This window comes from Streptomyces sp. SAI-135 (assembly GCF_029893805.1).
Taxonomy (GTDB): Bacteria; Actinomycetota; Actinomycetes; order Streptomycetales; family Streptomycetaceae; genus Streptomyces.
The window spans coordinates 7,593,142-7,612,190 of the sequence record NZ_JARXYP010000002.1 but is presented as its reverse complement, the minus strand read 5'-3'; the positions used below and the strand labels follow the sequence as shown (position 1 = coordinate 7,612,190).

The window sequence follows — 19,049 nt, the reverse complement described above, 5'->3', positions numbered from 1 at the left end:
AGCCATGACGAAGATCGACACCAGCCGTCCGGAGACCGTGCTGCCGACCCCGTCGCACACGGTCGGCCCCTTCTACGGCCACGCCCTGCCCTTCCCCGGCGGCGGCGACATCGCGCCCGTCGGCCACCCGGACACGATCGTCCTCCAGGGTTACGTCACCGACGGCGAGGGCGACCCGCTGCCGGACGCCTTCCTGGAGCTGTGGAGCGCCGACCCGGACGGCAACGTCCCGCGGGTCGACGGTTCGATCCGGCGCGACCCGGCGACCGGCGGCTACCTCGGCCGCAACGGCGTGGAGTTCACCGGCTGGGGCCGTGTCCAGACCGACGCCAACGGGCACTGGAGCGCCCGCACGCTGCGGCCGGGAGCGCGCGGGCACAGCGCCCCGTACATCAGCGTGTGCGTCTTCGCGCGCGGTCTGCTGGTGCACCTGTACACCAGGATCTACCTGCCGGACGACGAGGCGGCCCTGACGGCCGACCCGCTGCTGGCCCGGGTGCCCGCGGAGCGGCGCGACACGCTGATCGCGCGTCCGCAGGGCGATGGCGCCTACCGTTTCGACATCCGCCTTCAGGGCGAAGGCGAAACGGTCTTCCTGGAGTTCCAGTGACTTCTCCCGATCCGGACACCGGCCTGCTCGCCCCCGGGTGGGCAGGCTCCCCCGCCGCCGCGGCTGCCTCCGACGCCGCCCACCTCCAGGCGCTGCTGGACGCGGAGGCCGCGCTGACCCGGGCGCAGGCCCGTCTGGGGCTCGCCCCGCAGGAGGCGGCGGACGCGGTCACCGAGGCGGCCGACGCGGCCCGGTTCGACGTGCGGTCCCTCGCGGAGCGTGCGCGCGGCGGCGGCAACCCCGTCATCCCGCTGGTGGCCGATCTCAGCGAGGCGGTCGGCGAGGAACACGGCCCGTACGTCCACCGGGGTGCCACCAGCCAGGACGTCCTGGACACCGCGGCCGTGCTGGTCGCGTCCCGCACGCTCGGCCTCGTCCTCGCCGACCTCCACCGCGTCCAGCAGGCCCTGGCCGGGCTGGCCGCCGAGCACCGCGACACGGCGATGCCCGGCCGGACGCTCACCCAGCACGCCGTTCCGACGACGTTCGGGCTCAAGGCCGCCGGGTGGCGGTCGCTGGTCCTGGACGCGCGGGACCGGGTCACAGCCGTACGAGACTCCCTGCCCGTCCAACTCGGCGGCGCGGCCGGGACCCTGGCCGCCTTCACGGCCTACGGCGCCGAGGACACCCAGGCCCTCACGGCGGCCTTCGCCGCGGAGCTGGGACTGCGGGCACCGGTGCTCCCCTGGCACACCCTGCGCACCCCGATCGCCGACCTCGCGGGCTGTCTCGCCTTCACCGCCGGCGCGCTCGGCAAGATCGCCGCGGACGTGCTCGTGCTCGGCCGCACCGAGATCGCCGAGCTCGCGGAGGACGGCGGGGGCGGCTCCTCGGCCATGCCGCACAAGGCGAACCCGGTGCGGTCCACACTGATCGCCGCCGCCGCCCGGCGCGCGCCGCAGCTCGCGGCCACGCTGTACGGCTCGCTGGCCGCCGAGGACGAGCGGCCCGCCGGGGCCTGGCACGCCGAGTGGGAACCGCTCAGAGACCTGCTGCGGCTGGTCGGCGGAGCAGCACGGGACGCCGCCGAACTGACCGGGGGACTGCGGGTCCACGCCGACACCATGCGGGCGCACCTCGGTCTCACCCACGGTCTGATCGTCTCCGAGCGGCTGTCGGCCGAGCTGGCACCCGTGCTGGGCCGCGCCCGCGCCAAGGCACTGCTCACGGACCTCGCGAGGCGGACCTACAGCGAAGGACGCTCTCTGGCCGAACTCCTGTCTCAGGAAGCGGAGTTGAAGGACGTCGACCTCGACGAGCCCACCGACCCCGCCCGTTACACCGGTTCCGCCGGTGCTCTCACCGACCGTGCTCTGGAGCGACGTTGACCGACACACTCCTCAACCACCGCGTTGAGGGCCCCGCTTCCGCTCCCCCGCTGCTGCTCGGACCGTCACTCGGGACGTCGTACGCCCTGTGGGACAAGGTGGCGCCGGAGCTGTCCCTCACCCACCGGGTGATCCGCTGGGACCTGCCCGGGCACGGCGGTTCGGCGGCCGGCCTGATCGGTCCCGGGGCCACCGTGGGCGACCTCGCCGACCTGGTCCTGGCGCTCGCCGACTCGCTCGGCGTCGAGCGGTTCGCGTACGCCGGGGTGTCGCTGGGCGGTGCCGTCGGTCTGCATCTCGCGGTGCACCACCCGGAGCGCGTCGAGTCGCTGGCGGTCATCTGTTCCTCCGCGCACTTCAACGGCGCCAAGCCGTGGCACGAACGGGCCGAGAGGGTCCGCCGGGAGGGGGTGGAGTGGCTCCTTGAGAGCGCGAACTCCCGTTGGTTCGCGGGTGACTTCACGGTGCCGGAGCTCGTGCGGGACCACGCGGAGGCCGATCCGCAGGCGTACGCGGCCTGCTGCGACGCCCTGGCCTCCTTCGACCTGCGCGACCGGCTGGCCCAGGTCTCCGCGCCGGCCCTGCTGATCGCCGGCCGCGAGGACCCGGCGACCCCGCCGCCCCATCTGCGGGAGATCGCCGACGCGGTGCCGTGCGCCACGCTCGTCGAACTCCCGGGGGCTTCGCACCTGGCCCCGGCGCAGTGCCCGGAAGCCGTCCTCACCGCTCTGCGCACGCATCTCGACGGAGGCGCCAAGCGGGGCATGGAGGTGCGGCGCGAGGTGCTCGGGGACGCGCACGTGGACCGGGCGCAGGCCCGGCAGACGCCGTTCACCGCCCGTTTCCAGGACTTCATCTCGCGGTACGCGTGGGGCGAGATCTGGACCGACCCCACGCTCAGCCGCCGCGAGCGCAGCATGATCACGCTGACGGCGCTGGTCGGGCACGGCCACTACGAGGAGCTGGCCATGCATGTGCGCGCGGCGCGGCGCAACGGCCTCACGCCGGAGGAGATCGGGGCCGTGCTGTTGCAGACGGCCGTGTACTGCGGGGTCCCGGCGGCGAACTCGGCGTTCGCCGCGGCCCAGCGGGTGCTGGCGGAGGAGACGGAAGGGTGACCCCGGCAGGGGCAGGCACCCGGTACGGCGATGTGCCTACCGTGGGGGCATGCCGACCGTCCTGATCACCGGCGCCACCTCCGGGCTCGGCCGCCACGTCGCCTTCGACCTGGTCCGCGCCGGCCACCTCGTCCTCGCCCACGGCCGCGACCCCGGCCGCACCGAACGTCTGGTGGCGGAGCTGCGGACCGAGGGCCGGGCCGAGGGCTTCGTGGCCGACCTGGCCCGTCTCGGCCAGGTGCGCGAGCTGGGCGCGAGGGTCGCCGACGCCCACCCCGGGCTCGGTGTCCTGGTCAACAACGCGGGCGTGGGCTCCGGTTCGCCCGGTTCGGGCCGCGAGGTGAGCGGGGACGGGCATGAACTGCGGCTGGCGGTGAACTACTTGGCGCCGGTGGCACTGACCCGGGCCCTGCTTCCGGTGCTGCGGGCGAACCCACCCGCCCGCATCGTCAACGTGGGGTCGGCGGGCCAGGAGCCGATCGACTTCGACGACCCGGAGTTCACCCGCGGCTACGCGGGCTTCGCCGCGTACTGCCGTGCCAAGTTCGCCCTGGCCGCCCACACCTTCGCCCTGGCCGAGGAGTTGGCGGGAACCGGGGTCGCGGTCAACGTCCTGCACCCGGCGACCTTCATGGACACGGCGATGGTCCGGGAGGGCGGGGTGGCGCCCTGGTCGACGCCGGCGGACGGGGCGCCGGGTGTGCTGGCCCTGGCCACGCGGGACATGGGCACGGGCCGATACTTCGACGGGACGCGTCCGGCACGGGCCCACGAGGAGACGTACGACGGGGAGGTGCAGAAGCGTCTGGCGACGCTGACGGACCGACTCCTCGCGCCGTAGCTCCCCCAGGGGCGCGGGGCCGGCGCGACCAGCCCGCACCGGCCCGCGGACGAGGTCAGCGCAGTCCCCGCCCCGTCTCCAGCACCTCGCGGGCCTGCGTCACCAAGCCGTCCGCCCCGCAGGAGCGCGCGAGCGCCAGGCCCCGGTTGAGCTCGGCCACGGACCGCGCCGCGATGCCGTACTCGACCCGGGCCGCCGCGTGCTCGTACTGGCAGGGCGAGGCCTCCAGATAGGCGACGGCCTGCGCGGCGAGCCGGACCGCCCGCTGCCCGGTCTCCAACGCGGCCGCACACCGCAGCGCCTCACCGATCGCCGTGTCCGTGCCGAGGCGCTCGGCGTGCCGCCGGACCTCCGAGGCCAGCTGGGCGGCCCGCACCGGGTCCTCGACGGCGAGCGCCCGCGCGAGATCGACCGCCCATGGCACCAGCACCGGATTGTGGTGGCCCCGGACCGCCGCCGCCTTCTCCGCGGCGTCCAGTTCGTTGATCCCGTCCTTGGTCCTGCCGACGGCCAGCAGCAGCCGCCCGCGCACGGACCGCGGGTCGGGCAGCACGATCGTGGACGGATACGGCGGCGCGAACCCGTACTGCTCGGCGATCGCCCACGCCTCCTCGACATGCCCGCGCGCGAGGAGCGTGTCGACGAGGTTGCAGGTCGCCGACCAGTACAGCGGCAGCCCACGCCCCACCCGCTCGGCGAGCCGCAGCGACTCGCGCAGGGAGGTCTCCGCCTCCCGGAGCCGGCCGCGCCGACGGTGGCCCAGGCCGACGTAGGCGTGGGCGAGCGCGAGGTGGCCGCCGCTCCAGCCGGCCGACTCGTAGGTGCGCAGGGCGTCGGTGTACAGGGCTTCGGCGCGGTCGAGCCGGTCCGTGAAGGCGTACGCGCTGGCCAGCATCAGCGGCAGTTCGAGGCCCCACTCGGTGTCGGTCCAGCCGAGGCCGGGCGCGAGGCGGCCGTTGACGAGGGCGCGGTCGCAGACCTCGGCGATCTCCTCGGCGCTCTCACCGCGGGCCATCGCGTCGAAGCCGCGCAGGATGAGCAGGGCCCGCTCGGAGTTGTCGCGGCCCGTGCACGTCGCGGCCAGGGCGGCGAGGCGCTCGGAGCGCCCCGGCGAGGTGGTCTCGCCCGGGTAGAGCCCCTCCCAGGTGTACTGCACGGCCTGGAGGCGGAGCCGGGCCGGGCCCTCCTCGTGCCGGGCGGCCTCCGCCTCGACCGTGCGGACGGCCTCCTCCAGCTGGTTGTTGTGCATGAGCGCCTGGGACAGGCGGATCACGGCGTCCACCCGGGCGGAGCCCTCCAGGCCGGGCATGGCGAGCGCGGTCTGGAGGTGGCCGATGGTCTTGGCGGGGGCGGTCAGCAGGGTGGCGCAGCCGAGCTCGAAGAGCACGCGCGCGTGGACCTCGGGCACCGGGGGTTCCAGCAGGGCGCGCTCCAGGCAGCGGCGGGCGGCGTCGGGAGCGCCCACGAGGAGGTGCTCGCGGGCGGCCTCGCGCAGCTGCTCGACGAGCTCCTCGTCGTCGTCCGGGTGGACCTGGAGCAGATGCCGGGAGGCGGCCGCGGCACCGAGCCCGGAGTCGGTGACGAGCTGGGCGGCGATGCCGTGCATGGCGGTGCGCAGGGCGTCGGGGATGGAGTCGTAGACGGCGGTGGCGATCAGCGGGTGCACGAACTCCAGCTCGCCGTTCTCCACGCCGGAGTCGGTCAGGATGCGGGCGGTGCGCAGGAGTTCGGCGCAGAGTGCGGCCTTGTCCGGCTTGAGGGTGGCGAGTTTGGCCACCAGGTCGACGGAGATGTCGGTGCCGAGGATCGCGGCCGCCCAGGCGAACCGGGTGGCGTCGATGCCGAGTTCCTCCAGGCGGGCGACGAGTCCGCCGCCGCGGGCCGAGCGGTTCAGCTCCCGCAGTTCGTTGGCCGAGGCCTCGCTGGGCTCCATCTCGCTGTCGCGGACCTTGGCGAGGAGTTCGACGGTCTCGTACGGGTTGCCACCGGTGACGGCCCACACCTCGCGGCAGAAGGGGGCGTCGGCGTGCTCGCCCAGGGTGGCGCGGGTGAGGCCCGCGGTGGCTTCCGGGGTGAGGGCGCTGAGGCTGGTGACGGGCCGGCCCGCGGCGGCGGCGACGGTCTCCAGGAGGCGGTCGCTCTCGGTGGTTGCCTCGCCGGGGCGCCGGGCCACCACGACCAGCACGGACAGGTCGTCCAGGCGCTCGGCGAAGGCGGCGAGCCAGCGCAGGGTCTCCTGGTCGGCCCAGTGGGCGTCGTCGACCATCAGCACCAGCGGCCAGTCCCGGCGGGCCAGCCGGCGCACCGCGGCGACCAGTCCGTCGCACACGCCCTGCGGGTCGGCCTGCCGCTCGCCCGGGTCCGCGATGCCGAGGGCGGGGCCGGCGATGTCGTACCAGTCGCCGAGGTACTCGCGGGCCTCCTCGGGCATCAGCGACAGGAGGGCCGGCTGGAGCAGTTGGCGTACGACGTTGAAGGGGACGGACCTGAGGGTCTCGCCGCCGCGGGCCGACCAGACCGTGCAGCCGCGTGCCTCGGCGAGGCGGCGCGTCTCGTTCAGCAGGGCGGTCTTGCCGAAGCCCGCCTCGCCGCGGATCAGGAGCACGCTGCCCGAGGACGTGCGGCCCGCGCACAGGGAGTCGATCACCCGTTCGACGGCGGCGAGTTCCTCGTCACGCTCCCACAGCGAGGCCGGGGCGGCCGCCATGGGCCGTACCTCCGTCATCCCGCTACCTCCCCAAGTCGCCCGAACGACGTACAGATCTCGAGCGTAGCCGTCCGGGTGCGGAAGCGGAGGGCGGTCGCGGTACCTGTTGCCTTGACGGGTGACCTGCGGTACGGGCAGGCGACGCGCCCCGCCCGTGACCTGCTGTCGACAAACCTGACCGACAGTCAGCGTCGGTGTCTACGGCTGCTTCGCCACGGTCATCGCGGCACGCTTCTTCACCCCGGAGGGCGGCAGCGAGGCCGAGGCGCTGGTGAGGACGTACGCCTCCTTCGGGCCGGCCTTCTGCTCCGCGCCGGCCGGCAGTCCCCACGCCACCGTGAACGACTGCCACGCCCCGTACAGCCCGCGCCGTCCCGCCGGAGCGGACTCCGTCATCACCGACACCGCACCGCCGAACTCCCCACCCGCCGACAGCCCCTGAAGCGCCCTCAGGAACGGGGGTTCGCCGCGCTGCTCGCCACCGTACTGACGAAGGCGCAACTGACGTCCTGGGGCTGGCGGGTGCCGTTCCTGCTGACGCTGCCGCTGGGACTCGGGGCCCTGTGGCTGCGACTGCGGCTGGACGAGACGCCTGCCTTTCGGGAGGAGACCGGACGGGAGGAGGCGGCTCGGGAGAGGCCGGGTGCGGGGGAGGACGCCGGGGCGATCGCGCTCGGCGCGGGGCGGATCATGGGCTGGGCCGCGGCCGGTCACACCTTCCTGGTGGTGCTTCCGGCGTATCTCCAGAGCACGCTGAACGCCGGCTTCCAGCAGGCGCTGCTCGCGACCCTGCTCGCCAACCTCGGATCTGCTGCCACGATCCTCCCGGCGGGCCTGCTCAGCGACCGGGTGGGACGGCCCGTGTTGCCGGTCCGTTCGGCCGTCTTGCTACTGACGAGCCCGGCACTGCCGGCCGCGGCGAAAGAGGCGTACGCCTTCGCCGTCCTGGGCTTTCCGACCGCGCACGGCCTCCCCGGCACCGAGCCCACGAGCACCGGCGCCCGCCACGCACGCGTCCTGGGCTCCGTCACCCCCGGCCGCGAGGGACTGCGCCTGCCGCCACCCGCGCGGGAGCGCCCGGTGCGGCTCGTACTGGAATGACCGCCGGTGGTGCCGGGACGCCTCGGCCGGAATCCGCCCTCCCCTCTCATCGCACTTTCACCGAGTGCTCATACGGTGGGGGCATGACGCAGGAGACTCCCCCCGGGTGGTACCCCGACCCCGGGCAGACAAGTGACGGTCCCGCCGCCGAGCGCTGGTGGGACGGCAAGGCGTGGACCGAGCAGACCCGGCCCGCCGGATCGGCCGCCGCATGGGGTCCCCCGGAACAGGTCGCGAGCCCCGGGGACGCGGGACAGTACGCCGTCTATCCCCCGTATCCCGCCCAGCCGCCGGCCGCCTCGCGGCGCGGACGCATGGGCATAGCCGTGGCCGTGGCGGTCGTGGTCCTGGCGAGCATAGGCGTGGGCGTGTACGCCCTGGCCGACAACGGCGACGCCAGCGGCAACGGCAACTCGGCCACCTCGCGGGCACCGGGAGGTCAGGGCGGCCCGGGCGGACCGTTCGGCGACGACGGGGGCAACGGAGGCACCGGGGGCAGCGGAGGCACCGGGGGCGCGTCGCCCTCTCCGCAGGGGTCCGAGGCGCCGAGGATCGAGAGCGGTTCGGTGACCGACTCGATCGACGGCATCAGCCTGCCCATTCCGGACGACTGGTACGGCCAGGAGATCCAGGTCGGCGCGTCCGTGACCTCGAACGACTCCTACGCCTGCCCCGGTGACACCTCCGAGAAGTGCACCAAGGGCGGTGCCTACTCGGCGCCCGCCCTGGCTCTCGGCACCCGCGGCAGCACGGCCGAGGCGGTCGCCAAGGCCGACATCGAGGCGAACGCCGAACAGTCCTACGGCGGCAAGACGTACGGCTCGATCACCTCGCACGACGTACTGGACTCCGAGGCGGTGACCGTGGCCGGGCAGAAGGGCTACCGGGTCCGCTGGAAGGCCGTCACCAGCAAGGGCTCCGACGGCTATGTCGAGTCCCTGGCCTTCCCGTCCCCGGCGAACCCGCAGCAGATCGTCGTGGTGCGCTTCGGTGTCGACGTCGAAGAGGGGCAGACCGTGATCGACGACATCACCAAGGGGATCAAGGTGTCGACGGGCGGCGGCAGCGGCCAGGACGTCTGACGGCCGGCCCCCGGACACCGGTCGGCCGGGTGGGGCGCTCCCCGCTCAGGAGGAACCCCACCCGGCCGGGGGGTGCGCGCCGCCCCCGTCCCCACGGTGCGGCGCGAGCAGGTCACCGTCCAGTCATCCCGTGGACGGCGGCCTGGGTCTCAGGTCAGGCCGAGTGCCGGCAGTACGGCGGCCTCGACGAAGCGGACCAGGTAGTCCGGGTCGGCGTACTTCCCGTCCACCACGGGCCGGGCGCGGATGACACCGAACATCTGGGCCGGGATGTATTCCAGCGCCGGGTGTCCGGTGGCGATCTCTCCCCGGTCGACCCCACGCTGGAGAATGTGCCTCAGTGCGGCGATCTCCGGTTCGACCAGCGCCTCACGCAGGGCCTGCGCGAGTTCCGCGTCCTGGGTGACGGCGTGGCCGAGCGCCTGGAGCAGCTTGGTGTCGTGCATCGACCACCGGCCCGCGGCCCGGGCGGCCTCGCGCAGGTCGTCGGCGAGCGATCCGGTGTCGATCCCGTCGAACTTCGACCTGCGGCGGGAGCGCAGGGCGGCCACCACGAACTGGGGCTTGGTCTTCCACTGCCGGTAGAGGGTGGACTTGCTGCACCGGGTGCTGGCGGCGACGCCCTCCATGGTCACGGCCTCGTATCCGCATTCGCGGACCTGTTCGAGCACGGCGTCGAAGAACTCCTGCTCACGCTCGGGCGTGATCTTGGAGCGGCGCGAGGCGGCGACCGTCTCCGGTCCGTTCGCGGCCTGCGACGTCATCAGCTCTTCCCTTCCCTCGCTCCGGCGGCCGGGCTGCTGCGCGGCCGCCGCGTTTCATTCCCGGTTTCCAGTGTGTCGTATGTCAATCGATACGCCAGTGTACCGGTACCCGACCGTATCGGTACACTGGCGTATCGGTACGAGGTCGTATCGATGAGTTTTGGAATCCGGACGAGTCACCACGTTGTCCGGATTCAGTATCAGCACCACCGTCAGCGAAAGGGCCGGGGGAATGAATGCCCGCACCGAGCCTTCAGAAGCGGGGCCGAGCGCCACAGCGCGGCCGCCGCTCGTCCGTGAGCTCCTGCTCGTCGTAGGACTGTTCCTCGTCTACAAGTTCGGCCGGCAACTGGTCACGGGCCACACCACCGAGGCCTACCGCAACGCCGACCGCGTGTGGGACTGGGAACGGACCCTGCACCTGCCCGGAGAGGGCTCGGTCCAGTCGCTGCTGCTGCACGGCGACACCTTCGCGCACCTCGCGAACACCTACTACGCGACCGTGCACTTCCCGGCCACGGTCGCCTTCCTGGTCTGGCTGTACCTGAAGCGCCCCGCCCACTACGTCTGGGCCCGGCGCGTCCTCGCCGCCGTCACCGGCGCCGCCCTGGTGCTGCACCTGGTCTTCCCGCTGGCCCCGCCGCGGATGCTCGCGGCGGCCGGCCTGGTCGACACCGCGAAGGTCTACGGCCCCTCGGTGTACGGCCCGCCGCAGACGGACTCGCTCTCCAACCAGTTCGCCGCGATGCCCTCGCTGCACTTCGGCTGGGCCCTGATGGTGGCGATCGGCCTGATCGTGGCCACCCGCTCGCGGTGGCGCCGGCTGTGGCTGCTGCACCCGCTGGTGACCCTGGTCGTCATCGTCGGCACCGCGAACCACTACTGGATGGACGCGGTCGTGGCGACGGCCCTGCTCGGCATCGCCCTCGCAGTGGTTCACCTGCCGCACCGGACGGCCACCACGGCAGGCCGGGCGCAGCAGAAGCTCGCCCCGGCCGAGTCCGAGGAGAACGTCCTGGTCGGAGCGGGCCGATGAACGCCACCCTGCTCGCCCTCGCCCTGTCCCTGCTGTCCTCCGTCGCTTACGCGGCCGCAGCCGTCGCCCAGGAGCGCCTCGCCTCCCGCGATCCCGGTTCCGGTGTGCTGCGGATGCTGGGCTCCGGTGCCTGGTGGGGGTCGGTCGCGCTCAACGCGTCGGCCGCGCTGCTGCACGTCGTCGCCCTCAAGTACGGCCCCCTGACCGTGGTCCAGCCGCTCGGCGCCCTCACCCTGGTCGCCGCCGTCCCGCTGGGCGCGCGGATCGCCGGGCGCCGGGTCAGCACGACGGAGTGGCGGGGCACCGCGTACACGCTGGCCGGCCTCGCCGCGATCCTCGTGGTGGCGTCGGGCTCCGAGCCCGGCAAGGTGCTGAGCACGTCCGAGGCGGTGGCGGTGGCGGCCGTGACCGCGGCCCTGATCGGCGTGCTGGCCCGTCCCGGCGCCCGGCCCGGCATACGGCACGCGTCGGCGTCCGGGGTCGCCTCGGGGGTCGCCTCCGCGCTCACCCAGACCGTGACGGTGGCCGCGACGGACCGTTCCGGGCCACTTCTCAGCGTCCAGGTGATCGGCGTGGCCCTGCTCGTCGCGGCCTTCGCCGCGGGCGGGCTCCTGCTCTCCCAGACGGCCTACCGTGACGGTCTGGGCGCCCCGCTGGCGGTGGTGACCCTGGCCAACCCGGTGGCCGCCGCGGTGATCGGCCTCTCCCTGCTGGGCGAGAGCCTGCGGGGCGGCGCGGCGGGCGTGCTGCTCGCGCTGGCGGGCGCGGGCCTCGCGGCCTGGGGTGTGGTGCTGCTGACCCGGAGGCCCGCGGTGCCGGTCGACGACGACCACCCGGTGGCGGCGGTGCTGGCTCTCGAGCCGTCGACCGCGTCCGTGGAACGGGCCCTGCGGGACATGACGGTGCCCCGGCAGCCGGAGCCGGGGCACCTCACACCGCTGTAGGGACGCTCAGCCGAACCCGCGGGCGTCCTGCTTCAGGGCCGTGTCGACCGTCAGCGCGGTGGCGACGACCAGGCTCAGCAACGGCTCGGGCAGCTGGTAGTGGATCTGGAGCACGTAGTTGTCCGCGGTGGTGAACATCGTCTTGGCGAGCCCCTCCCACGTCTTCGTGATGCGGGCGACCTCGTTCTCGGTGTGGTCGACGATCGCGAAGTTCCAGGCCCGCCAGTTCTCCGCCTTGATCGCGCCGACCTGCCGGCCGTCCACCATGAGCGCGAAGTTGATCTTCCCGATCATGTTCTGCTGGACGATCTCACCGACCGGCGTACCGTCGGGACGCTCCACGATCACCCGCGACTTGAAGATCTTCCCCGGCCGGGTCAGCAGCATGACCGGCTGCCCGTGGGCGTCGCGGATCTCCAGCTTGATCTTCATGAACTGATCGATGCTCCAGAAGAACCGCACGATCTTCCGGAAGGCGCTCTGCCCGACCTGGCTGACCGAGCCGAGCTGGTTGCCGTGCTGGTCCATGACCTTGTACTCGTTGGTCAGCTCGATCAGCTTGGCCTTCTGGTTGACCACGAGCACCGGCTCGGTGAACAGCGTGCCGCCGCCCGCACCGCCTCCGGTGACCCCGGCCTGCTGCTGCACCTGGCGCTGCACGCGGAGGTCGGGGCCGGCCGACTGCTGGGGTATCTGCGGTGCCTGCTGGACCGGCGGGGCCTGCACGGCCTGAGCCTGGGCCTGCCCCGCCCCCTGCTGGTCCTGGTGGGTGTGCTGGGTCCACTGCGCCCCGTCCCAGTAACGGAGCGTCTGGGCCGCTCCGTGCGGATCGGGATACCAGCCTGCAGGTGTGTTCGAATGCGTGGTCACCGGGGCACACTACCCCGGTACCACCGCGATCCGGCCACGTGTTCGACGCTTCTCCTGGCGGCTTTACCTGGTGATTACAGCGGGGTCACTCACCCCGGGACGCCCGTTCTCGACATGTCCGGCGAATCGCCTGAGGAAGGCCGGCTCGGCGTCGGAGGTGACCGTGAGGTCGTACCAGCGACGACTCCTGGCGAGGCCGAAGGTGTGCCGAACGGTGGCGCCGGGCCGCACGGTGAAGGTCCGCGCCGGGTCACCGTAGCCGCTCGTCACCTTCAGACGGACCGTGCCGGAGCCCTTGTTGGTGAAGGTCAGCTCCACGTCGTCGCCGCTGTGGCGGGCGGTGACCTCGGGTCCCGCGGCCCTGTTCGGCCCCCTGAAGACGCGCAGGAACCCGGCGGGGCCGTGCACGCTCAGGTCGTACGCCCCCTTGGAGTACGCCGAGTTCCAGGTGTCCGAGACCGTCCGGCCGGCCTCGGTGGTGTAACTCCAGGGGCCGTCGGTGCGGTTGCCGGACGTCACCAGGAAGGCGGCGCCGGCCTTGGCGCCGGAGGCGAAGGACAGCGTGAACGTGCCGTTCTTCGCGTCCACCGAACCGTCCACGCGCGGGACGTACTTGAGGGGCCGGGCGGGACGCAGGCCGCGCTCCTGCTTCGGCAGGGCGCCGACGGCGGGCGGGACGGGCACGTAGTCGGGGTGGCGCTCGCGGTCCGGCGGCTCGTAGCCGTCGGTGTCCGGGAGGGCGACCGGCTCGGTGTCCCTTCGGGTGAAGTCGAAGGCCGCGGTCAGGTCACCGCACACGGCCCGCCGCCAGGGCGAGATGTTGGGCTCGTGGACGCCGAATCGGCGTTCCAGGAAGCGGATGATCGAGGTGTGGTCGAGCGTCTCGGAACAGACGTAACCGCCCTTGCTCCAGGGCGAGACGACGAGCATCGGCACACGCTGTCCGAGCCCGTACGGGCCCGCCGGGTGTCCGGCGTCGCCCTTGAACAGGTCGAGGGCGGGGTCGACGGTGGACTTGCCCTGGGCCGCCGAGCCGGGCGGGAAGGCGGGGACCACGTGGTCGAAGAAGCCGTCGTTCTCGTCGTAGGTGATGAACAGGGCGGTCTTCGCCCACACCTTCGGGTCCGAGGTCAGCGCGTCCAGGACCTGGGCGATGTACCAGGCGCCGTAGTTCGCGGGCCAGTTGGGGTGCTCGGTGAAGGCCTCGGGGGCGACGATCCAGGAGACCTGCGGGAGCCTGCCGGCTTTGACGTCGGCCCTGAGCCGGTCGAAGTAGCCCTCGCCCTTGGTGTAGTCGGTGCCGGTGCGGGCCTTGTCGTACAGCGGGTCACCGGGCTCGGCGCCCCGGTACTGGTTGAAGTAGAGCAGCGAGTTGTCGCCGTAGTTGCCGCGGTAGGCGTCCTGGATCCAGCCCCAACTGCCGTTCGCGTCCAGGCCGTCGCCGATGTCCTGGTAGATCTTCCAGGAGACGCCGGCCTTCTCCAGCCGCTCGGGGTAGGTGGTCCAGCCGTAGCCGGCCTCGTCGTTGCCGAGGACCGGGCCGCCGCCCTGGCCGTCGTTGCCCGTGTAGCCGGTCCACATGTAGTAGCGGTTCGGGTCGGTCGAGCCGATGAAGGAGCAGTGGTAGGCGTCGCAGACGGTGAAGGCATCGGCGAGGGCGTAGTGGAAGGGAATGTCCTCGCGGGTCAGGTACGCCATGGTCGTGGACCCCTTGTTCGGGACCCATTTGTCGTACTTGCCCCCGTTGAAGGCGGCGTGTCCGTCGTTCCAGCCGTGCGGGAGGTCCTGGATGAACTGCATGCCCAGGTCGTTCGCCTCGGGACGGAACGGCAGGATCTCCTTGCCGTTCCGGTCCGTCTGGTGCCATACGGACTTCCCGTTCTCCAGCGTCACCGGTCGCGGGTCCCCGAAGCCGCGAACACCTCTGAGCGAGCCGAAGTAGTGGTCGAAGGACCGGTTCTCCTGCATCAGGACGACGACGTGCTCGACGTCCTCGATGGTCCCGGTGCGGTGGTGGGCCGGGAGCGCTGCGGCGCGCTGGATGCTGCTCGACAGGGCGGTGAAGGCCGTGGTGGCGCCCGCGAGTTGGAGGAATCTGCGCCGGTTGACGTCGGACATGAGTGAGGGACCTCTCAATCCTGCGCATCGATGGCCCGAAAGTGACGGAAGGTGCGCGCAGCGAGTGTTCCAAGGGCAACGAACGTCAGGGAAGGGTGCGGTGGCGCCGGTGTGAAAGTCGGGGGTACGGGAGGCGTCGGAGTCGAGGTCTCCTTCCGGGGCGGGGACTTACCCCGCTTTCCCGCGGGCGTTGTAGACGACGACCTCGCCCGCGTCGATCGCCTCGCGGTAGTCGCGGAACACCGCGAGCGCCCCGTCCCTCAGGACGTCTCCGACGACCTCGATGCCCCGCGTCTCGAACTGTTCCGCCCAGTCCGCGCCGAGCGGGCCCTCGTCGAACGTGGTGAGTTCCTCCAGTTCCGGCCCCTCCCCGGCGACCACCAGGCCGCGCACGCCGGACCACATGGTGGCGCCGTAACACTGCACGCAGGGGCGCCAGTTGACGACCAGTTCATGAGGGGGCAGACCGTCACCGCCCAGGTCCCAGCTGCCGGTGGCAGCCTGGGCGAGGCCGAGCGCGACGACCTCGGCGTGCGCGCTGGAGACCCCGGAGGAGAGGACGACGTTGACTCCGGCCGAGACGATCCTGCCGCTCTCCCGCTCGGCGACCAGCGCGGCGAACGGGCCGCCGTCGCCCTCGCGCCAGTTGCGGTCGGCGAGGCGGTGCACGAGGCGCATGCGGTCCTCGCGGGAGGGCAGGGCCGCCGGCACGTGGGCGAGTTCCTCGTCGATCCAGTCGGGCAGGGCGACGCGGTACTCCCTGGCGATGTCGATCACTGTGTGTCCCTTCGCGGTTTGCGTGGTGTCCTGCCCCAGGAGCCGACCGGCCGGTCACGCCGGGCCCTGGCGACGAATTCCGCACGGGTCGCGACCGTGCGGGCCGGTGGGGGAAGGACGGTCTCCGTGTCCCACGGCTCCGCCGAGGCCCAGCCGAATCCCCGGACGAGTTCGTCGTGGACGGGTGCGAAGTCTGCACCGACGAGATCCGGCATCCGGTGGCTGAGTCCTCGCACCCGGGCGAGGAAGTCCGCGGGCAACGGCACGTGGTACGTCTCCAGATAGTGCGCGAAGTCCGCGCGCCACACCCACACGCCGTCGGTGACGAGCGACGAGCAGCCGGAGGTGTGCCGGTGGACCTCACCGGTGAGGGCGTCGACCCCTGCCTCCATGAAGGAGGTGAGGCGATGCCCGTGGTCCAGGTACGCGACGATGTGCGCTTCGTCCGGTTCGCCGGTCACCCGCACCTGGGCCGCCAGCGGTCCCGTGGACACCTCGCGGGGGTGGCCGAAGTCGTCGAAGAAGCCGAGCAACCTCAGCATGTGCACTCCTCAGCCTCTCCCGGTCGACGGCCGGACGAGCATACGCAGACCGGCCGGAGGGAGGCCCATGCGTCCTGGGCTGTGCCGGAGCAGGAGTCGGAGCCACCTTTCCTCACAGGCTTCCTCTTCCGTGAGGCGGAAGCGGTGTTGCCGACCCCCGGCGAGCGCCCAGACGATGCCAGCACAGCAGACAGACGGGAGCCGCAACGATGCCGCACACGACCGCCTTCGCCAGGAACCAGTGGTACGTCGCCGCCTACAGCCACGAGGTGGGACGCGAGGAACTGCTCGGCCGGACGATCCTCGGTGAGCCGCTCGTCCTCTACCGCACCGAGGAGGACGGGACGCCGGTCGCGCTGGCCGACCGGTGTGTGCACCGCCGGTTCCCGCTGCACGAGAAGCCGAGCCGGCTCGACGGCGACCGGATCGTGTGCGGGTACCACGGGTTCACGTACGACACGACGGGCACCTGTGTGTACGTGCCGGGCCAGAAGCGCGTACCGCGCACCGCGCGCGTCGCCTCCTACCCGGTCGCCGAACTGGACTCCCTGGTCTGGGTGTGGATCGGCGACCCGGCGCTCGCCGACGCGGACACCATCCCGAGGGCCCGGCACCTCGACTCCCCCGGCTGGGTCACCGTCCGCGGCATGGAGCCGATCGACGCCGACTACGGCCTGCTCGTCGACAACCTCCTCGACCTGTCCCACGAGACCTATCTGCACGGCGGCTACATCGGCACCCCGGAGGTCGCCGAGACGCCGATCACCACGGAGGTCGACGAGGGCGCGGGCATCGTCCGGGTCAGCCGGCACATGGACGACGCCGCCTGCCCGCCGTTCTACGCCAAATCCACCGGTATCGAGGGCCGGATCACGCGCTGGCAGGACATCGAGTACCACGCCCCCTGCCTGTACCTGCTGCACAGCCGGATCGCCCCGGTCGGTGTGCTCCCCGAGGCCGACGGCAGCGACCCGAACGGCTTCCACACCGAGATCACGTACGCCATCACACCGTCCAGCGACGGGCACGTGTACGACTTCTGGATGGTCTCGCGCGACTGGGCGACCGAGGACGCCGAGGTCACCGAGTTCCTGCGGGGCAACAACCACACCGTGGTCATGCAGGACGTCGACGCGCTCAACCTGCTCCAGCGGACGCTCGGCACCGAGCGCTCCGGCTACCAGGAGCTCAGCATCAACATCGACACCGGCGGCCTCGCCGCCCGCCGTATCCTCGCCCGTCTCGTCGAGGAGGGCGACAAGCCCGTGGAGAAGGTCCTGTGAGTGCCGCGTCCACCGGGGAGGTCTACCGCATCGACTGGCTGCCGGGCACCGACACCCTGCGCGGCACCTGTCACTGCGGCCGCGAGCACACCTCGCAGGACCCGGTCGAGATGTGGGAGTGGATGCTCGCCCACCCGAACGGGCACTCACCCCAGAAACACGAGCCGCCCGCACCCGAGCCGCGAGGAAACAGTTCATGAGTGACGCGTACGAAGCCGAACTCGTCGTCGACCGCAGGGATGCGGCGGCCGACGGCGTGCTCGCCCTCACCCTGCGCCACCCGCTGGGCGAGCAGCTCCCGGCATGGGAGCCCGGCGCCCACATCGACGTGCTGCTCGGCCCCGGTCTGGAGCGGCAGTACTCGCTGTGCGGCGACCCGTCGGACCGTTCGTGCTGGCGGATCGCCGTGCTCCGTGAGCCCGAGGGACGCGGCGGATCCGCCCATGTGCACCAGCAGTTGAGGCAGGGCGACAAGGTGCGGGTGCGCGGGCCGCGCAACCACTTCGCCCTGCGGCCGGCGCCGCGGTACCGGTTCGTCGCGGGCGGCATCGGCATCACCCCGATCCTCCCCATGCTCGCGGCGGCGGAGGAAGCGGGCGCGGAGTGGACCCTGCTGTACGGGGGGCGGACCCTCGGATCCATGGCGTTCACCGAGGAGTTGAGCCGCTACGGCGACCGCGTCACCGTGGCCCCCCAGGACGAGACCGGCCTCCTGGACCTCGCCCCGGTGCTGGACGGCGTACCGGAGGGGACCCTGGTCTACTGCTGCGGGCCCGGCCCGCTGCTCGACGCGGTGGAGGAGCGCTGCCCGGCGGGGCTGCTGCACATGGAACGGTTCACGCCCAAGTACCGGCCGGAGGGCGAGAACACGCAGTTCGAGGTCGAGCTGGCGCAGACCGGCACGACGATCACGGTCGCTCCGGACGTCTCGGTGCTCGACGCCGTCCGCGCGGCCGGTGTCGAGGTGCTGTTCTCCTGCACCGAGGGCACCTGCGGCACCTGTGAGACCGACGTTCTCGACGGCACCCCGGACCACCGGGACTCCGTGCTCACGGACGAGGAGCGGGAGGCCGGGGAGACGATGATGATCTGTGTGTCCCGGTGCCGGGGGAAGAAGCTCGTGCTGGACCTGTAGCCAGGGTGGACATCCGCAGGTCCGCCTCGATCCCGGCGACCGTCTCCAGCAGCGGCGGCAGCAGGTCCCGCCGTACCGCGGCCAGGGTCGTACGCCCCGCCTGCACGGGGATGTTGACCGCCGCCACCACCTCGCCGCCCCGGTCCCGCACCGGGGCGGCGATCGAGCGCAGCCCCTCCTCCAGTTCCTGGTCGACGAGGGCGTACCCCTGCCGGCGCACCCGGTCGAGTTCCGCCCGCAGCAGGTCCGCGGAGACGAGCGTGCGGGCGGTAAGTGGAGTCAACTCGGCGTGCGCCAGGCGTACTTCGATGTCCTCCTGCGGCAGGTGCGCGAGGATCACCCGGCCGACGGAGGTGACATGGGCCGGGAAGCGGGTGCCGACGGTGATCGCCGCGGTCATGATGCGGCGCGCGGGCACCCGGGCCACGTACACCACGTCGTCGCCGTCGAGCACGCACAGGGACGACGACTCCCGTGTCCGCACGACCAGTTGCTCCAGATGCGGCTCGGCGATCTGGGCGAGCGAGAAGCTCGACAGGTAGGAGTAGCCGAGCTCCAGCACGCGCGGGGTGAGCCGGTAGGTGCGACCGTCGGCGCGGACGTACCCGAGGTCGGCCAGGGTCAGCAGGAAGCGGCGGGCCGCCGCGCGGGTCAGCCCGCAGAGGCCGGCGACCTCACTGAGGGTCAGTTCCGGGTGGTCGGCGTCGAAGGCGCGGATCACCGCGAGGCCGCGCTCCAGGGAACGGACGAAGTGGGGCGCGCGGGCTGCTTCGGACATCGTCGTCGCCTCCGT

17 protein-coding genes and 2 pseudogenes are annotated in these 19,049 nt (G+C 72.5%); 11 read left to right on the top strand and 8 right to left on the bottom strand.

The annotated features are described in order from the left end of the window. The first annotated feature begins 4 nt into the window (after window positions 1-4). The 4 genes from pcaG to M2163_RS38760 are packed head-to-tail and all read left to right on the top strand — an operon-like array spanning window position 5 to window position 3,897. Window positions 5-610 carry a protocatechuate 3,4-dioxygenase subunit alpha gene (pcaG, locus tag M2163_RS38775; RefSeq protein WP_280848242.1) on the top strand — a complete coding sequence of 202 codons (606 nt, stop codon included), beginning with the start codon at window positions 5-7 and terminating at the stop codon, window positions 608-610. Next, window positions 607-1,938, top strand: coding sequence for a 3-carboxy-cis,cis-muconate cycloisomerase (pcaB, locus tag M2163_RS38770; protein ID WP_280896323.1), 1,332 nt, complete (start codon window positions 607-609; stop codon window positions 1,936-1,938). Before pcaG ends, pcaB begins: the two co-directional genes overlap by 4 nt. Beyond that, window positions 1,935-3,056, top strand: coding sequence for a 3-oxoadipate enol-lactonase (gene pcaD / locus M2163_RS38765; protein ID WP_280896322.1), 1,122 nt, complete (start codon window positions 1,935-1,937; stop codon window positions 3,054-3,056). Before pcaB ends, pcaD begins: the two co-directional genes overlap by 4 nt. Window positions 3,057-3,105: 49 nt before the next feature. Beyond that, on the top strand, window positions 3,106-3,897 hold the full coding sequence (locus M2163_RS38760; RefSeq protein WP_280896321.1) for an SDR family NAD(P)-dependent oxidoreductase: 792 nt from the start codon (window positions 3,106-3,108) through the stop codon (window positions 3,895-3,897). A gap of 55 nt (window positions 3,898-3,952) precedes the next feature. Here M2163_RS38760 and M2163_RS38755 read toward each other — a convergent pair whose 3' ends face one another. Together M2163_RS38755 and M2163_RS38750 are read right to left on the bottom strand one after the other, a co-directional pair. After that, entirely contained in the window at window positions 3,953-6,622 is a 2,670-nt protein-coding gene (locus tag M2163_RS38755; RefSeq protein WP_280848246.1) for an AAA family ATPase, read from the bottom strand. Window positions 6,623-6,916: 294 nt separating this feature from the next. Continuing rightward, window positions 6,917-7,060: pseudogene (locus tag M2163_RS38750) on the bottom strand (metabolite-proton symporter); the annotation flags it as partial. Between the two features lie 3 nt (window positions 7,061-7,063). On the opposite strand from M2163_RS38750, the pseudogene M2163_RS38745 reads away from it, so the two are divergent. Together M2163_RS38745 and M2163_RS38740 are read left to right on the top strand one after the other, a co-directional pair. Further along, window positions 7,064-7,705, top strand: a pseudogene (locus M2163_RS38745) (anhydro-N-acetylmuramic acid kinase); the annotation flags it as partial. An 83-nt stretch (window positions 7,706-7,788) separates the two neighbouring features. Then, window positions 7,789-8,787 (top strand): DUF2510 domain-containing protein, encoded by a 999-nt coding sequence (locus M2163_RS38740; protein WP_280896320.1) that lies wholly within the window; start codon window positions 7,789-7,791, stop codon window positions 8,785-8,787. A gap of 149 nt (window positions 8,788-8,936) precedes the next feature. On the opposite strand, the gene M2163_RS38735 is transcribed toward M2163_RS38740, so the two are convergent. Next, window positions 8,937-9,551 carry a TetR/AcrR family transcriptional regulator gene (locus M2163_RS38735; protein WP_280896319.1) on the bottom strand — a complete coding sequence of 205 codons (615 nt, stop codon included), beginning with the start codon at window positions 9,549-9,551 and terminating at the stop codon, window positions 8,937-8,939. Between the two features lie 232 nt (window positions 9,552-9,783). Here M2163_RS38735 and M2163_RS38730 point away from each other — a divergent pair, with 232 nt between their 5' ends. Then, the gene (locus M2163_RS38730; protein WP_280848249.1) at window positions 9,784-10,587 is read left to right on the top strand and encodes a phosphatase PAP2 family protein; all 804 of its coding nucleotides are present in this window, start codon (window positions 9,784-9,786) and stop codon (window positions 10,585-10,587) included. Next, a complete protein-coding gene (locus M2163_RS38725) occupies window positions 10,584-11,531 on the top strand; it encodes a hypothetical protein (RefSeq protein ID WP_280896318.1) in 948 nt (315 codons plus the stop codon). Before M2163_RS38730 ends, M2163_RS38725 begins: the two co-directional genes overlap by 4 nt. 6 nt (window positions 11,532-11,537) lie before the next feature. Here M2163_RS38725 and M2163_RS38720 read toward each other — a convergent pair whose 3' ends face one another. The 4 genes from M2163_RS38720 to M2163_RS38705 form a co-directional block, all read right to left on the bottom strand. Next, window positions 11,538-12,401 (bottom strand): phospholipid scramblase-related protein, encoded by an 864-nt coding sequence (locus M2163_RS38720; RefSeq protein WP_280848252.1) that lies wholly within the window; start codon window positions 12,399-12,401, stop codon window positions 11,538-11,540. A 63-nt stretch (window positions 12,402-12,464) separates the two neighbouring features. Then, window positions 12,465-14,519, bottom strand: coding sequence for a phospholipase C, phosphocholine-specific (locus tag M2163_RS38715; protein ID WP_280896317.1), 2,055 nt, complete (start codon window positions 14,517-14,519; stop codon window positions 12,465-12,467). 168 nt (window positions 14,520-14,687) lie between these two features. Beyond that, window positions 14,688-15,296, bottom strand: coding sequence for a nucleoside deaminase (locus M2163_RS38710; RefSeq protein WP_280848254.1), 609 nt, complete (start codon window positions 15,294-15,296; stop codon window positions 14,688-14,690). Continuing rightward, window positions 15,293-15,838 (bottom strand): hypothetical protein, encoded by a 546-nt coding sequence (locus tag M2163_RS38705; protein ID WP_280896316.1) that lies wholly within the window; start codon window positions 15,836-15,838, stop codon window positions 15,293-15,295. Before M2163_RS38705 ends, M2163_RS38710 begins: the two co-directional genes overlap by 4 nt. A gap of 209 nt (window positions 15,839-16,047) precedes the next feature. Here M2163_RS38705 and M2163_RS38700 point away from each other — a divergent pair, with 209 nt between their 5' ends. Genes M2163_RS38700 through M2163_RS38690 form a run of 3 tightly spaced genes read left to right on the top strand, consistent with a single transcriptional unit; the run spans window position 16,048 to window position 18,256 of the window. Then, complete coding sequence (locus M2163_RS38700) at window positions 16,048-17,121, top strand: aromatic ring-hydroxylating dioxygenase subunit alpha (RefSeq protein WP_280848256.1); 1,074 nt, start codon at window positions 16,048-16,050, stop codon at window positions 17,119-17,121. Beyond that, entirely contained in the window at window positions 17,118-17,321 is a 204-nt protein-coding gene (locus M2163_RS38695; RefSeq protein WP_280848257.1) for a hypothetical protein, read from the top strand. Before M2163_RS38700 ends, M2163_RS38695 begins: the two co-directional genes overlap by 4 nt. Continuing rightward, on the top strand, window positions 17,318-18,256 hold the full coding sequence (locus M2163_RS38690) for a PDR/VanB family oxidoreductase (protein WP_280896315.1): 939 nt from the start codon (window positions 17,318-17,320) through the stop codon (window positions 18,254-18,256). Before M2163_RS38695 ends, M2163_RS38690 begins: the two co-directional genes overlap by 4 nt. Here the strand turns inward: M2163_RS38690 and M2163_RS38685 are convergent. After that, on the bottom strand, window positions 18,171-19,034 hold the full coding sequence (locus M2163_RS38685) for an IclR family transcriptional regulator C-terminal domain-containing protein (protein ID WP_280848259.1): 864 nt from the start codon (window positions 19,032-19,034) through the stop codon (window positions 18,171-18,173). The two genes, M2163_RS38690 and M2163_RS38685, sit on opposite strands and share 86 nt — an antisense overlap. Window positions 19,035-19,049 lie beyond the last annotated feature (15 nt).

What these genes read in the sequence shown, in the direction of transcription:
- M2163_RS38685 (WP_280848259.1), bottom strand. Translation starts at nt 19,034, where the DNA reads ATGTCCGAAGCAGCCCGCGCGCCCCACTTCGTCCGTTCCCTGGAGCGC.
- M2163_RS38700 (WP_280848256.1), top strand. Translation starts at nt 16,048, where the DNA reads ATGCCGCACACGACCGCCTTCGCCAGGAACCAGTGGTACGTCGCCGCC.
- M2163_RS38760 (WP_280896321.1), top strand. Translation starts at nt 3,106, where the DNA reads ATGCCGACCGTCCTGATCACCGGCGCCACCTCCGGGCTCGGCCGCCAC.
- M2163_RS38715 (WP_280896317.1), bottom strand. Translation starts at nt 14,519, where the DNA reads ATGTCCGACGTCAACCGGCGCAGATTCCTCCAACTCGCGGGCGCCACC.
- M2163_RS38755 (WP_280848246.1), bottom strand. Translation starts at nt 6,622, where the DNA reads ATGACGGAGGTACGGCCCATGGCGGCCGCCCCGGCCTCGCTGTGGGAG.
- M2163_RS38725 (WP_280896318.1), top strand. Translation starts at nt 10,584, where the DNA reads ATGAACGCCACCCTGCTCGCCCTCGCCCTGTCCCTGCTGTCCTCCGTC.
- M2163_RS38730 (WP_280848249.1), top strand. Translation starts at nt 9,784, where the DNA reads ATGAATGCCCGCACCGAGCCTTCAGAAGCGGGGCCGAGCGCCACAGCG.
- M2163_RS38690 (WP_280896315.1), top strand. Translation starts at nt 17,318, where the DNA reads ATGAGTGACGCGTACGAAGCCGAACTCGTCGTCGACCGCAGGGATGCG.
- M2163_RS38740 (WP_280896320.1), top strand. Translation starts at nt 7,789, where the DNA reads ATGACGCAGGAGACTCCCCCCGGGTGGTACCCCGACCCCGGGCAGACA.
- M2163_RS38705 (WP_280896316.1), bottom strand. Translation starts at nt 15,838, where the DNA reads ATGCTGAGGTTGCTCGGCTTCTTCGACGACTTCGGCCACCCCCGCGAG.
- pcaG (WP_280848242.1), top strand. Translation starts at nt 5, where the DNA reads ATGACGAAGATCGACACCAGCCGTCCGGAGACCGTGCTGCCGACCCCG.
- M2163_RS38735 (WP_280896319.1), bottom strand. Translation starts at nt 9,551, where the DNA reads ATGACGTCGCAGGCCGCGAACGGACCGGAGACGGTCGCCGCCTCGCGC.